Annotated in this window: 13 protein-coding genes; 1 reads left to right on the top strand and 12 read right to left on the bottom strand. The window is 70.8% G+C overall.

The features are described 5' to 3' along the window. Position 1 precedes the first annotated feature (1 nt). From CFP66_RS13290 to glyA, 10 genes are all read right to left on the bottom strand, one after another. Positions 2–988 carry a F0F1 ATP synthase subunit gamma gene (locus CFP66_RS13290; RefSeq protein ID WP_094923505.1) on the bottom strand — a complete coding sequence of 329 codons (987 nt, stop codon included), beginning with the start codon at positions 986–988 and terminating at the stop codon, positions 2–4. Between the two features lie 26 nt (positions 989–1,014). Then, positions 1,015–2,664, bottom strand: coding sequence for a F0F1 ATP synthase subunit alpha (gene atpA, locus CFP66_RS13295; RefSeq protein WP_094923507.1), 1,650 nt, complete (start codon positions 2,662–2,664; stop codon positions 1,015–1,017). A 38-nt stretch (positions 2,665–2,702) separates the two neighbouring features. Continuing rightward, positions 2,703–3,533, bottom strand: coding sequence for a F0F1 ATP synthase subunit delta (locus CFP66_RS13300; protein ID WP_094923509.1), 831 nt, complete (start codon positions 3,531–3,533; stop codon positions 2,703–2,705). Further along, the gene (locus tag CFP66_RS13305; RefSeq protein ID WP_094923511.1) at positions 3,533–4,096 is read right to left on the bottom strand and encodes a F0F1 ATP synthase subunit B; all 564 of its coding nucleotides are present in this window, start codon (positions 4,094–4,096) and stop codon (positions 3,533–3,535) included. Before CFP66_RS13305 ends, CFP66_RS13300 begins: the two co-directional genes overlap by 1 nt. Positions 4,097–4,131: 35 nt before the next feature. Next, the gene (atpE, locus tag CFP66_RS13310; RefSeq protein ID WP_198961423.1) at positions 4,132–4,350 is read right to left on the bottom strand and encodes an ATP synthase F0 subunit C; all 219 of its coding nucleotides are present in this window, start codon (positions 4,348–4,350) and stop codon (positions 4,132–4,134) included. 63 nt (positions 4,351–4,413) lie between these two features. Continuing rightward, positions 4,414–5,193, bottom strand: a complete 780-nt coding sequence (gene atpB / locus CFP66_RS13315; protein WP_198961424.1) for a F0F1 ATP synthase subunit A — start codon at positions 5,191–5,193, stop codon at positions 4,414–4,416. 57 nt (positions 5,194–5,250) lie between these two features. Next, positions 5,251–5,469, bottom strand: coding sequence for an AtpZ/AtpI family protein (locus tag CFP66_RS13320; protein ID WP_094923513.1), 219 nt, complete (start codon positions 5,467–5,469; stop codon positions 5,251–5,253). 215 nt (positions 5,470–5,684) lie between these two features. Next, complete coding sequence (locus CFP66_RS13325; RefSeq protein WP_094923515.1) at positions 5,685–6,128, bottom strand: hypothetical protein; 444 nt, start codon at positions 6,126–6,128, stop codon at positions 5,685–5,687. A gap of 1,383 nt (positions 6,129–7,511) precedes the next feature. Continuing rightward, positions 7,512–8,663: a glycosyltransferase family 4 protein gene (locus CFP66_RS13330; RefSeq protein WP_094923516.1), complete on the bottom strand. Its 1,152-nt coding sequence runs from the start codon at positions 8,661–8,663 to the stop codon at positions 7,512–7,514. A 13-nt stretch (positions 8,664–8,676) separates the two neighbouring features. Beyond that, the gene (gene glyA / locus CFP66_RS13335) at positions 8,677–9,966 is read right to left on the bottom strand and encodes a serine hydroxymethyltransferase (RefSeq protein ID WP_094923904.1); all 1,290 of its coding nucleotides are present in this window, start codon (positions 9,964–9,966) and stop codon (positions 8,677–8,679) included. Between the two features lie 110 nt (positions 9,967–10,076). Here glyA and CFP66_RS13340 point away from each other — a divergent pair, with 110 nt between their 5' ends. Then, positions 10,077–10,751, top strand: coding sequence for a TetR/AcrR family transcriptional regulator (locus CFP66_RS13340; RefSeq protein WP_094923518.1), 675 nt, complete (start codon positions 10,077–10,079; stop codon positions 10,749–10,751). A gap of 51 nt (positions 10,752–10,802) precedes the next feature. Here CFP66_RS13340 and CFP66_RS13345 read toward each other — a convergent pair whose 3' ends face one another. Together CFP66_RS13345 and prmC are read right to left on the bottom strand one after the other, a co-directional pair. Next, the gene (locus CFP66_RS13345; protein ID WP_094923519.1) at positions 10,803–11,450 is read right to left on the bottom strand and encodes an L-threonylcarbamoyladenylate synthase; all 648 of its coding nucleotides are present in this window, start codon (positions 11,448–11,450) and stop codon (positions 10,803–10,805) included. A gap of 79 nt (positions 11,451–11,529) precedes the next feature. Then, positions 11,530–12,408: a peptide chain release factor N(5)-glutamine methyltransferase gene (gene prmC / locus CFP66_RS13350; protein WP_094923521.1), complete on the bottom strand. Its 879-nt coding sequence runs from the start codon at positions 12,406–12,408 to the stop codon at positions 11,530–11,532. Positions 12,409–12,419: the final 11 nt, after the last annotated feature.

The following is a 12,419-nucleotide window of genomic DNA, read 5'->3' on the forward strand; positions in this document are numbered from 1 at the left end:
CTCAGCTCTCACTCCCTGCGCTGACGAGAGCGTCGGCCCCACCGACGATCTCACTGATCTCCTGGGTGATCTGCGCCTGACGGGCCTGGTTGGCCTGCAGTGTCAGGGTACGGATCAACTCGTTGGCGTTGTCGGTTGCGGCCTTCATCGCCCGCTGGCGGTTGGCCGACTCCGAGGCAGCCGCCTCGAGCAGCGCGGCGAAGAGCCGCGCCCCGATGTACTTGGGCAGCAGTGCGTCGAACAGCGAATCCGGGCTCGGCTCGAACTCGTACAGCGGCGCGACCTCGCCCGAGGACTGCTGCGCAGCCTCCCGCCGCTCCTCGACGTCGCCGCCGGGCGCACCGACGGTGTCGGCCTCGTACTCGACCTCGAGCGGAGCCATCCGCCGGGCCTGCGGCACCTGGGTGACCATGTTCTTGAACTGCGTGTACACCAGGTGCAGCTCGTCGACGCCGTGGATGCCGTCCTCACCGGGAGCGTCCCCGGAGTCGTCGCTGCCGGCCATGAAGGCCGCCACGAGCACCCGCGCGGCCTCGGCGGCGTCGCCGTAGGTGGGCTGCTCGGAGAAGCCGGTCCAGGCCTGCTCGACCTTGCGCTTGCGGAAGCGGTAGTAGCTCACGCCCTTGCGGCCGATGACGTAGAGCACCGGTTCCTTGCCCTGCTCGCGCAGCAGCTGCTGCAGCTGCTCCGCTTCCTTGAGGACGTTGGCGTTGTAGCCACCGCACTGCCCGCGGTCGCTGGTGACGACCAGCACCGCGGCGCGCTTGGGCTGCTCGCGCTCGACGAGCAGCGGGTGGTCGAGCGCCGAGTTGTTGGCCAGCTCGCTGAGCACGGCCGTGATCTGCTCGGCGTACGGGCGCGCCGCGTCGACGCGAGCCCTCGCCTTCATGATCCGCGACGTCGCGATGAGCTCCATCGCGCGCGTGATCTTCTTGATGGACTGCGTCGACCGGATCCGCCGCCGCAGCACGCGAATCTGTGCCGCCATCCGCTGCTCCTCAGCTTCGCCGTCGTCTAGCTCGAGGCCGGCGCGGGCTTGTTGACCTTGACCGACTCGCGATCGACCTCGTCCTCGTCCAGCGCTTCGGCCTGCGCCTCCTTCGGCACCACCGACGAGCCGTCGGACGCGGTGAACTCCTTCTTGAAGTCCTTCACGGTCTTCACGATGCGCTCGGCGAGCTCGTCGGAGAGCTTCCCGGTGTCGCGGACCTCGCCGAAGATCCCGTCGTGGTTGCGACGGACGTGGTCGAGGAAGTCCGTCTCGAAACGCCGGACGTCGGCGACCGGCACCGAGTCGAGGTGCCCGCGGGTGCCGAGGAAGATCGAGACGACCTGCTCCTCGACGGCCTGCGGCTGGTACTGGGCCTGCTTGAGCAGCTCCACCAGGCGTGCACCGCGCTCCAGCGAGGCCGCGGACGCGGCGTCGAGGTCGGAACCGAAGGCGGCGAACGCCTCCAGCTCGCGGTACTGCGAGAGGTCCAGGCGCAGCGAGCCGGACACCGTGCGCATCGCGCGCACCTGCGCCGAACCACCGACGCGGGACACCGAGATGCCGACGTTGATCGCCGGGCGCACGCCCTGGTTGAACAGGTCGGACTCTAGGAAGCACTGCCCGTCGGTGATCGAGATGACGTTCGTCGGGATGTAGGCCGACACGTCGTTGGCCTTCGTCTCGATGATCGGCAGGCCGGTCATCGAGCCCGCGCCGAGCTCGTCCGACAGCTTCGCGCAACGCTCCAGCAGCCGCGAGTGCAAGTAGAAGACGTCGCCGGGGTAGGCCTCGCGGCCCGGCGGGCGACGCAGCAGCAGCGAGATCGCGCGGTAGGCCTCGGCCTGCTTGGACAGGTCGTCGAAGACGATCAGGACGTGCTTGCCCTGGTACATCCAGTGCTGCCCGAGCGCGGAGCCGGTGTAGGGCGCGAGCCACTTGTAGCCGGCCGGGTCGGAGGCGGGAGCGGCGACGATGGTGGTGTACTCCAGCGCGCCCGCGTCCTCCAGCGACTGCCGGATGCCGGCGATCGTGGAGCCCTTCTGCCCGATCGCGACGTAGATGCAGCGCACCTGCTGCTTCGGGTCGCCGGTGGCCCAGTTCTGCTTCTGGTTGATGATCGTGTCGACGCAGACCGCGGTCTTGCCGGTCTTGCGGTCACCGATCACCAGCTGGCGCTGGCCGCGGCCGATCGGCGTCATCGCGTCGATGGCCTTGATGCCGGTCTGCAGCGGCTCGCGGACCTCCTGGCGCTCCACCACCGACGCCGCCTGCAGCTCCAGCACGCGGTTGGTCTCGGCCTCGATGTCCCCGAGCCCGTCGATCGCCTTGCCGAGCGGGTCGACGACCCGCCCGAGGAAACCGTCCCCGACGGGCACCGAGAGGATGTTGCCGGTGCGCTTGACCGACTGCCCCTCCTCGATGTGGGAGTACTCGCCGAGGATGACGGCACCGATCTCGTGCACGTCCAGGTTCAGCGCGACACCCTGCACGCCGCCTTCGAACTCGAGGAGCTCGTTGGTCATCGCCGAGGGCAGGCCCTCGACGTGGGCGATGCCGTCGCCGGTGTCGGAGACGGTGCCCACCTCTTCACGGGAGGTGTCGGTCTCCAGCGACGAGACGTAGCTGGAGATCGCACTCCGGATCTCCTCGGAGGAGATCGTCAGCTCTGTCATGGCTGTCGTCTGTCCTTCTGTCGGTGCGTTCTCAGTGGTCAGCTGGGGAGGGAGCGGCGCGCGGCGGCGAGCTTGCTCGCCACACTTCCGTCGATGACCTCGCCGCCGACCTGCACGACCAGCCCGCCCAGCAGGCGCGGGTCCAGCTCGACCTGCAGCGAGATCGGTCGTGCGTAAAGGCGGGTCAGCGAGTCGGTGAGCTTCTGCTCCTGCTCGGGCGAAAGAGCCACCGGCGAGGTGACACGGGCGACCGACCGCTCCCGGCGGCCCGCCGCGAGCTCGGCCAGCTCCTCGCTCACGACGTCGAGGTGCCGCGACCGCGGCAGCTGGACGCTGTGGCGCAGCAGCGCGACCGTGACGGGCGAGGCCTTGCCACCCACCAGCCGGTCGAGCAGCGCGACGCGCCCCTCGGCAGGGTTGGTGGTGTCGGAGAGCAGGCTGCCCAGCTGGGGCTCCCGGTCCAGGACGCGCCCGAACCGGAACAGCTCGTCCTCGACGTCGTCGAGCGAGCCGTCCTTCTCCGCGACGGCGAGCAGTGCCTGCCGCGCGATCGACTCGAACGCGCTCACCAGATCGCCGGGCCGCGACCAGCGCGCGGCCACGAGCTGCTTCGCGACGTCGAGGGTCGGCGCGCCGAGCTGCTGCGCGAGCAGCCGCTCCACCAGGCCCGTGCGGGCGGCCTCCGGCGACGACGGGTCGGCGAGCAGCCGCCGCAGCGCCCGCTGCTCGACGAGCAGGCGCGTGACCGCGAACAGCTCGTCACCGAGCCGCTGCAGATCGGCGGCCTGCGCCGAGTCGGCGTAGGCGTCGAGCCGGGCGTCGGCCGAAGCCATCGCCTCCCGGCTCGCCGCCGCGAGGACCGCGGCCATCAGCTCGCTCCGCCGGCGGGGGTCGGCGTGCCGCGACCGGCCATGCCGTCCAGCTCCGTCAGGAACGAGTCGACGGTGGCCGAGCGACGGCTGTCGTCGGCCAGCGAGCCGCCGATGAGGCGCTCGGCGAGCTGAACCGAAAGCCCACCGATCTCGCCGCGGAGCTGCCGTGTGGCCTGCTCGCGGGCCGCCGCGATCTGCTCGTCGCCGCGGGCCCGGATGCGTGCGGCCTCTTCCTCCGCCTGGGCGCGCAGCTCGGCCTTGATCTGCTGCCCCTCGGCGCGGGCGTCGTCGCGGATGCGGGCCGCCTCGGCACGGAGGCCGGCGAGCTGCTCCTCGTACTGCCGCTTGAGGTCGTTGGCCTCCTGCTGAGCCTCTTCGGCCCGCTTCAGCCCGCCCTCGATCTTGTCCGTGCGCTCGGCGTAGATCTTCTCGAACTGGGGGAAGACCGTCTTCCAGAGCACGAACAGCAGCACGAGGAAAGCGATGGTGCCGACGATGATCTCGACGGTGTGCGGGACGAGGGGGTTGAGTTCCTCGGCCGCCAGAACGGTGCTGATCATGGGTGTCTCCTCCGCCTACCCGGCGTTGTGCTGGGTCAGGCTCCGGGCAGCGCGAACGCGAGCACGAGGCCCAGGATCGCCAGCGCCTCGGAGAGAGCGAACCCGATGAACGCGATGCCCTGCAGCTGGCCGCGGGCTTCCGGCTGGCGGGCGACGCCGTTGATGAACGCGGCGAAGACGATGCCGACGCCGATCCCCGGGCCGATCGCAGACAGGCCGTAACCGATGACGTTCAGGTTACCGACGATGTTCATTGCTTTCCTTTCCTCCGGCCCGCGGCACCTCCCGCGGACCCGTCAGTCATGGGGCGGGGCGACCTAGTGGTCGTCGGCGAGCACGCTGCCGATGTAGGAGGCGGTGAGGATCGTGAAGATGTAGGCCTGCACGACCTGGATGAACGCCTCGAAGAACGTGAACACGATCCCGAGCGCGAAGGCGAACGGGGACAGGATCCCGAGCAGGATCGACCCGGAGTGCAGCAGCATGTACTCGCCACCGAGGATGAACACCAGCAGCAGCAGGTGACCTGCGAACATGTTGCCGAACAGTCGCAGTGACAGCGTGACCGGCCGGAGCAGGATGTTCGACAGGAACTCGATCGGCGTGAGCACGATCCGCACCCACCACGGCACGCCCGGCGGCCAGGTCGACACCCGCAGGTAGCCGATGAACCCGTGCCGCTGGATGCCGATCACGTTGTAGGTGAGCCACACCATCCCGGCCAGTGCGTAGGCCACTCCCGGGTGCGAGAACGTCGGGAACTGGATGAGCGGGACGATCCCGAACAGGTTGTTCACCAGGATGAAGGCGAACAGCGTGGTCAGGAACGGGACGTACTTGAGGTACTCGTGCCCGATGTTGTCGCGGGCGATCGAGTTCCGCACGATCCCGTGGAAGGACTCGCCGAGGAACTGCCCCTTGCCCGGGACCAGCGCCGGGCGCCGCACGGTGTAGGCGAAGAAGGCGTACACGATGACCGCGGCGAGGACGAACAGCACGACCGGCTTCGTGACTTCACCGAAGATCGGTGGCAACTGGAAGTCCTCGACACCCGGCGCGTCGAAGCCGGGGTTTGGGGCGGTGGCCGGGATGGTCACCCAGTGCTCCTTCCGGTTCCGCCGTCCGGGGGATCCAGGGCGGCAGAATCGTGACGATCAGGACTTAACGTACCTGATGTAGATCAAGTACAACGAGGCAGCCCCGCCGAACAGCAAGCCGACCGGCAGGAAGGCACCCGTACCCAGCAGTGCGTCCAACCCCCACCCGACCGCTCCGAAGAGGAGGAAGCCGGACAGGAGATAGGACAGAGCGGTCCACGCGTCGCCCGGCGGTGGCGGTTGAGTACCGCCGTCGCGCGACTGGTCCGGCTCCATCGAGACGGACCATATCAGGCGGGTTAGCAACTCTTTACCAGGGATGACCTCGGTGGACGTCGAGGCGGGCCAGTTCGGCGCGTCCGACGACCCGGAACGCGGGCCCGCCGGGCTCTATCGCCTGTAGAACGGCCGCGACGAGGCCTTCGTCGAGTGATCGGGGTCCCATGGAGACCCCGATCACACCGTCGCCGTACACCCGATCGGGGGTCGTTTCAGATGTCGACGGCGGGTATGCGCGTCCGCACGAAGCCGACGACCTCGCCGACGATCCACGCCGCCGTCACGGCCAGCAGGCTGAAGGCAAACGCCCGGCTGTCGAACAGCGTGGTGCCCTGGAACAACAGCAGGAACACCAGCATGACGACGATCTTCACGCCGAACGCGGCCATCGCACCGATCATCACGCCTGCCGGGCTGGCCCGGGCCGTGCGCGCCATGACCCAGGTACCCAGCCAGCCGAGCGCTCCCCCGATCACGGCGCCGACGATCGCCCCGACCAGGCCGGGGCTGCCTCGCAGCAGGAACCCGACGACGAACGCGATCACGGCGACGATCGCGGTGATGATCGCGGCGGAGCGCTGCATCGCCGCGGCGAGGCGGAGCACGGTGCCGACGTGCGGGGCGTCCTTCTCGGGTTCGGGTCGGGGTGTGGTCATCTGGCCCTCACTCTCGGGATGACAGGGACAGCACGGCCACGACCAGGCCGATCCCCGCCGCCTCGAACGTAGCAACACCCGTGCGGCGGAAGCGGCAGCGGGCACCCGCCGCGACTACCCAGTTCATGTCGAGCCCCTGACGAACACACCGCACTTCCCCTCCACGAATATGTCAGTCAGGGCGCTCCCGCGATGACCGTCACAGCAGCGAGTGGCCTCCCACCACTGCGAGGCCTCGTGATCTGTGCGGCGGGTGCCGTGGCGGGGCCGGAAGCGCGGGCCAGAAGCATGGTCATCGGTTGGGTGCACGGGCGGCCGTATCCGGCCGTTCGTGCACCCAACCGGTGATCAACGCAGTTTTAGGGCATGCGCGATGACGACCGCCCCCACGGCCCGCGGGCGGGCAATGGCCGATGATCGGTGCAACCCGGACTCGCAGCCACTGGTGGGCGCCAGGTCCCGGTCCTGGCGATCACAGCGTCCGCACCGACCGCCCCCGCCGGGCACCGGTCGCTCGGGCGGCAGGTCGACATGATCGATGGCTGCGGCGCCAGAACCGCATCGGCGCATCTCTGCAACCACAGACCTTGATCAATTCTGCGGCACGGCCGGTCCATCCCGAAGCCCTCCGCCACCCTGGCAGCCGACCCGTTCTCCCTCGGTCTGCCCACTGGCCGACGACGAGAGCTGCCGGCAGCACAGTCCGTAGCACTGCTACGCACAGGGCTACGCCGGCCTGCCCCCCGCCGCTCCGCGCCGGACCAGTCTGGTCGCCTGCGTCCAGTGGCAGACCGGAGCGATCACCACAGCGGCCCTGCCCCCTCGACCATGGGCTGGATGCCAACCTGATCATGTCTACCCACGATCGCCCGGTCCTGACAACGTTCACTATCGCAAACAGTTTCAGCTGGATCTGGCTGAAAATCGGCGTCGGCGATGCATACTTCGATCCGCCACATGGACACATGCTTCAGTGCCATGGCTAGTTGATTGACACCATTCACACCGAGGAGCCGACCTTGCCAAGACGAACCGCATTCCTCCTGACCATCCCCCTCATCTCGATGTCTTCGTTCGTTCTGACCGCTGCGCCTGCGGCTGCGGCTGGGCCTGCAGCTGCGGCCGAGTCTGCCGCTGGCTGCGCACAGCTGGTCCGCGTGTACCAGGATGAAGGGTCCACCTACGCCGACATCAGGAATGCCTGCTCGCACACCATCGACGCCCGTGCTGTTATCGCCGGCTGGCCCGACTCTCCTTGCATCACGATCGCGCCAGGCGAGACCGGTCGGGTTCGTACCTCGGGGGTCAGTGGGCCGAACGCAGATGACGCTGCGGTGTGCTAACTAACGGTGGCCCCCGGGACGACTCGGGGGTGCAAGTCGGTCATTTGGCCCTCGCTCTCGGGATGGCGGAGGCGAGCACGGCCACGACCAGGCCCACCCCCACCACGCACAGCACGATGAACGGGTCGTCGATCAGCGCCAGCGCCACCGCGCCGAACGCCAGCAGGCCGGCCCACAGGTAGATCAGGAGCACCGCGCGCCGCTGGCTGTGCCCGATCTCGAGCAGCCGGTGGTGCAGGTGCATCTTGTCCGGCGCGAACGGGCTCAGCCCCTTGCGGGTGCGCCGGACCACGGCCATGAGCAGGTCGAGCAACGGCACGAACACCACTGCGGCCAGCACGATCAGCGGCGCGAACAGGGCCAGCATGTCGGTGGCGTCCGCGCCGATGATGGAGATCTTGCCCGATGCGCTCGTGGTGGCCGCCGCGAGCAGCAGGCCGATGAGCATCGAGCCGGAGTCGCCCATGAAGATCCGGGCGGGGTTGAAGTTGTGCGGCAGGAAGCCGAGGCAGGCTCCGGCGAGCACCGCCGCGATCAGGGCGGGCGAGTAGACCGAGGGATCGTTGCCGACGCGGCCGACCAGGCCGACCGCGAAGAGCCCGACCGCGGCCGCGGCGATCATGCCCACCCCGGCGGCGAGCCCGTCCAGCCCGTCGACGAAGTTCATCGCGTTGACCAGCGCCACCGTCAGCAGCACCGTGATCAGCACGCCCTGCTCCTGGCCGAGCACGAGCAGCGAGCCGGACTCACCGGAGCCGCCGCCACCCCACGGCACGAAGAACACCGTCCACTGGACACCGAAGATCACCAGGATCCCGGCGGCCGTGGTCTGGCCCGCGAACTTGGTGAGCGCGTCCAGGTCGTAGCGGTCGTCCAGCGCCCCGACGGCCGCGAGCAGCAGTGCGGCGCCCAGCACGCCGAGCACCTCGGACGCGTTGTTGTCGAACGCGAGGCGCAGCGCGGGCAGCTGGTAGGCCATGCCGACGCCGGCGAGCACTCCCCCGAGCATGGCGAGGCCGCCCCAGCGCGGGGTGGGCGTGACGTGCACGTCGCGCTTGCGCGGCCAGGCCACCGCTCCGAGCCGGAGCGCGAGCACACGCACGGGCCCGACCAGCAGGAACGTCACGACCGTCGCCGTCAGACCGGCGAGCAGGAACTCCCGGATCGGCAGGACGAGCGTGGGGACCGCCACGGCGGCGTGCCCGCTAGGGCCGCGGGTAGGCGGGGGTCCGCGCGACGAGCGCGGACACCGCGGCGGCCACGTCGGCCAGCTCCGCGTCCCCGGTCGGGGTGCCGTGCTCGGCCCGCACGGCCCGGCCGAGCAGCGCGCCGATCTCGGCCATGTCGGTCTCGGTCATGCCCTGCGTGGTGACGCTGGGCGAGCCGACGCGCAACCCGGACGGCTTGAGCGGCGGAGCCGGGTCGTAGGGGATGGCGTTCTTGTTCAGCGTGATGCGCGCGGCGTCGCACCGGGTCTCCGCCTGGTCGCCGGTGACGCCGATGGGGCGCAGGTCCACCAGCGCGAGGTGGGTGTCGGTGCCGCCGGACACCGGGCGCATCCCCTCGGTCTCGAGGCTCTTGGCCAGCGCCTGGGCGTTGCCGATCACCTGGCTCGTGTAGGCCTGGTATTCCGGCAGCGCCGCCTCGCGCATGGCGACCGCCTTCGCCGCCACCGCGTGCATGAGGGGGCCGCCCTGGGCGAACGGGAACACGGCCTTGTCGATGGCCTTCGCGTGCTCGGCCTTCGCGAGGATCATGCCGCCGCGCGGCCCGCGCAGGACCTTGTGCGTGGTGGCCGTGACGACGTCGGCGAACGGCACCGGCGACGGGATCGCCTTGCCGGCGACCAGGCCGATGAAGTGCGCCGCGTCGACCATGAGCTTGGCGCCGACCTCGTCGGCGATCTGGCGGAACGCGGCGAAGTCGATCAGCCGCGGGTACGCGGTGGCGCCGGCGATGATCATCTTCGGCTGGTGCTCGAGGGCCAGGTCGCGGACCTGGTCGTAGTCGATCAGCTCGCTGTCCTCGCGGACGGTGTAGGACACCGCGTTGAACCACTTGCCAGAGAAGCTGACCTTGCTGCCGTGCGTGAGGTGGCCGCCCTGCTTGAGGTCCATCGCGAGCACCGTGTCGCCGGGCTGGGTGAACGCGGCGTACACGGCGAAGTTCGCCGACGCGCCCGAGTGCGGCTGCAGGTTGACGTGCTCCGCGCCGAACAGCTCCCGCGCGCGGGCGTTGCCGATCTCCTCCGCGCGGTCGACGACCTCGCAGCCACCGTAGTAGCGACGACCCGGGTAGCCCTCGGCGTACTTGTTCGACAGCGTGGAGCCGAGCGCCGCCAGGACGGCCGGGCTCGTGAGGTTCTCGCTCGCGATGAGCTGCAGGCCACCGCGCAGCCGATCCAGCTCGTCGAGCACCACTCCGGCGATCTCCGGGTCCTGGTGCTGCAGCGCGTCGAAGTCCGGGCCCCAGAACGGGGTGCTCTGCTCGCTCACGGTTGAACGGTACCCGCTGCGACCGTCGCGCCTGGTCGGGGCGGTGCCGTTCAACTGGAGCACCGATCTCAGTTGTTGCTGCTGCTCTCATCCCGTGCCAGACTCGCCCGATGACCGCCGCCGGAGCCCGCGCCCGCGTGCGCGCCGAACTGACCCGCGAGATCGCCGAGGCCGCCCGCAGGCACCTCGCCACGCAGGGTGCCGCCGCACTCTCCCTGCGCGCGGTGGCCCGCGAGCTCGGCATGGCCTCCTCCGCCGTCTACCGCTACTTCCCGAGCCGCGACGACCTGCTCACCGCGCTCATCATCGACGCCTACGACTCCATCGGCACGGCGGCCGAGCAGGCCGAGTCCGCGGTGGAACGGAGCGACCTGCGCGGCCGCTGGCGCGCGACGTGCCGCGCCGCACGCGTGTGGGCGATCGCGCACCCCCACGAGTACGCGCTGGTCTACGGCTCGCCGGTGCCCGGTTACGCGGCGCCCGAGGCGACCATCGGCCCCGCGGCGCGCGTCGCGGAGCTGCTGTGCCGGGTAGTGCTCGACGGGGTGGACGCCGGAGCGGTCGACGCCGACCCCGGCGACGGTGCCGACGTGCTCACCCCCGGCCTCGCCGAGGGCCTCGGCCTGCCGCCCGCCCTCGGCCCGCGCATCGTCATGGTCTGGAGCGGCCTCTACGGCGCGATCAGCTTCGAGCTCTTCGGCCAGACCCACGGCGTGGTGGCCGACCACGAAGCGCACTTCGACGTGGTGGTCGAGCGGCTGGCGGACCTGATCCCGCTCCCGTGAACACCGGCCCCCGCAACGAACGGCACCTCCGTCGCGGGATCGGCGCGCGAATCAGGCGGTCAGCACCTCGCGGCCCAGGACCTCCGCCACCTCCGCCGACGACACCGCGCCCTCGCGCAGCACGCGCGGGTCGTCGCCGGTGAGGTCGAGCACCGTGGACGCCACGGGCTCCCCGGACGGGCCGCCGTCGAGGTACACCGCCACTTTCTCGCCCAGCTGCTCCTGCGCCTCCGCGGCGGTGGACGCGGGCGGCGAGCCCGAGACGTTGGCGCTGGAGACACCCATGGGGCCGACGTCACGCAGGAGCTCCAGGGCCACCGGGTGCAGCGGCATCCGCAGCATCACCGTGCCCTTCGTGGAGCCCAGGTCCCACTTCAGCGACGGCGCGTGCGGCAGCACCAGCGACAGCCCGCCCGGCCAGAACGCCTCGATCAGGTCGCGCGCGGCCTTCGGGACGCCCTGCACCAGGCCGTCGATCGTCGTCCAGGAGCCGACGAGCACCGGCACCGGCATGTCCGGGCCACGCTGCTTGGCCGTGAGCAGGCTACGCACCGCCGAGGCGCTGAAGGCGTCGCAGCCGATGCCGTAGACGGTGTCGGTGGGCAGCACCACCAGGCGTCCCGCCCGCGCCGCTCGAGCCGCCGCCACCAGTCCCTCGGCGCGCTGGTCCGGGTCGGCGCAGTCGTACGTGGAAGCCACGGGCGGAGCCTACCGAGCGATACCTCGACTCCGAGGCCCGGTCCGAACGGCCTGGTCCTCCCAGGTGCCGCCGGGCGGGTCAGGCGGGGTGCAGGGGGCGGCGGCGCGCCGTCGCGAAGCGGGGGCGACCGTTCAGGTCGTCGTGCTCCTCGACCTCGGTGAGCACCTTGCGGCGGCGCAGCAGCGCGGGCACCGTCTCGCCGTGGGTGTCGTCGTGCTCGATCGCAAGGCCACCGCCGTAGCGCAGCAGGGCCGCGGACGCCGAGATGACAGCGCGGATGATCTCCAGGCCGTCGGGGCCGCCGAAGACCGCGGCGGGCGGGTCCCAGTCGGTGACCTCGGGCGGCAGGCGGGTGCCGTCGGGCACGTAGGGCGGGTTGCAGAGCACGAGGTCGACGTGCGTCTCCAGCTCCACGAGCAGGTCCGGCCACCGGACGTCGGCCGCGTGCAGGGTGACCGGCGTGCCCCCGTCGGCAACGTGCGCGGCGACGTTGCGCTGCGCCCACGTCAGCGCCGCGGGGTCGGCCTCGACGGCATGCACCCGGGCGTCCGGCCGGCTCGCCGCCACCGCCAGCGCGAGCGCCCCGCTGCCCGTGCACAGGTCCACGACCAGCGGCTGGGCGACGTCGACGATCTCGCGCAGCCCCCACTCCAGCAGCAGCTCGGTCTCCGGGCGGGGCGTGAACACCCCCGGCCCGACGGCAACCTCCGCCGGGCCGAGCACGGCGCTACCGACCAGGTGCTGCAGGGGCTCGCGCGCGGCACGGCGCTCCACGAGCTCGCGCAGCGCGTCGACGACGGGCGGGTCGACGAGCGGGTGCATCATGAGCCGCCCGCGGTCCACGCCCACGACGTGCGCGGCGAGCAGCTCCGCGTCGACCCGGGGCGAGGCGATCCCCGCGGTGGCGAGCGCGCGCTCGGCCTCGAGGATGGCCAGCCGCAGCGGCTGCCGCCTCACGGCAGCCTCCC

It is taken from the genome of Pseudonocardia sp. MH-G8 (assembly GCF_002262885.1).
Taxonomy (GTDB): Bacteria; Actinomycetota; Actinomycetes; order Mycobacteriales; family Pseudonocardiaceae; genus Pseudonocardia.

What these genes read in the sequence shown, in the direction of transcription:
- CFP66_RS13300 (WP_094923509.1), bottom strand. Translation starts at nt 3,533, where the DNA reads ATGGCCGCGGTCCTCGCGGCGGCGAGCCGGGAGGCGATGGCTTCGGCC.
- CFP66_RS13290 (WP_094923505.1), bottom strand. Translation starts at nt 988, where the DNA reads ATGGCGGCACAGATTCGCGTGCTGCGGCGGCGGATCCGGTCGACGCAG.
- CFP66_RS13320 (WP_094923513.1), bottom strand. Translation starts at nt 5,469, where the DNA reads ATGGAGCCGGACCAGTCGCGCGACGGCGGTACTCAACCGCCACCGCCG.
- atpA (WP_094923507.1), bottom strand. Translation starts at nt 2,664, where the DNA reads ATGACAGAGCTGACGATCTCCTCCGAGGAGATCCGGAGTGCGATCTCC.
- CFP66_RS13340 (WP_094923518.1), top strand. Translation starts at nt 10,077, where the DNA reads ATGACCGCCGCCGGAGCCCGCGCCCGCGTGCGCGCCGAACTGACCCGC.
- atpE (WP_198961423.1), bottom strand. Translation starts at nt 4,350, where the DNA reads ATGAACATCGTCGGTAACCTGAACGTCATCGGTTACGGCCTGTCTGCG.
- CFP66_RS13325 (WP_094923515.1), bottom strand. Translation starts at nt 6,128, where the DNA reads ATGACCACACCCCGACCCGAACCCGAGAAGGACGCCCCGCACGTCGGC.
- CFP66_RS13305 (WP_094923511.1), bottom strand. Translation starts at nt 4,096, where the DNA reads ATGATCAGCACCGTTCTGGCGGCCGAGGAACTCAACCCCCTCGTCCCG.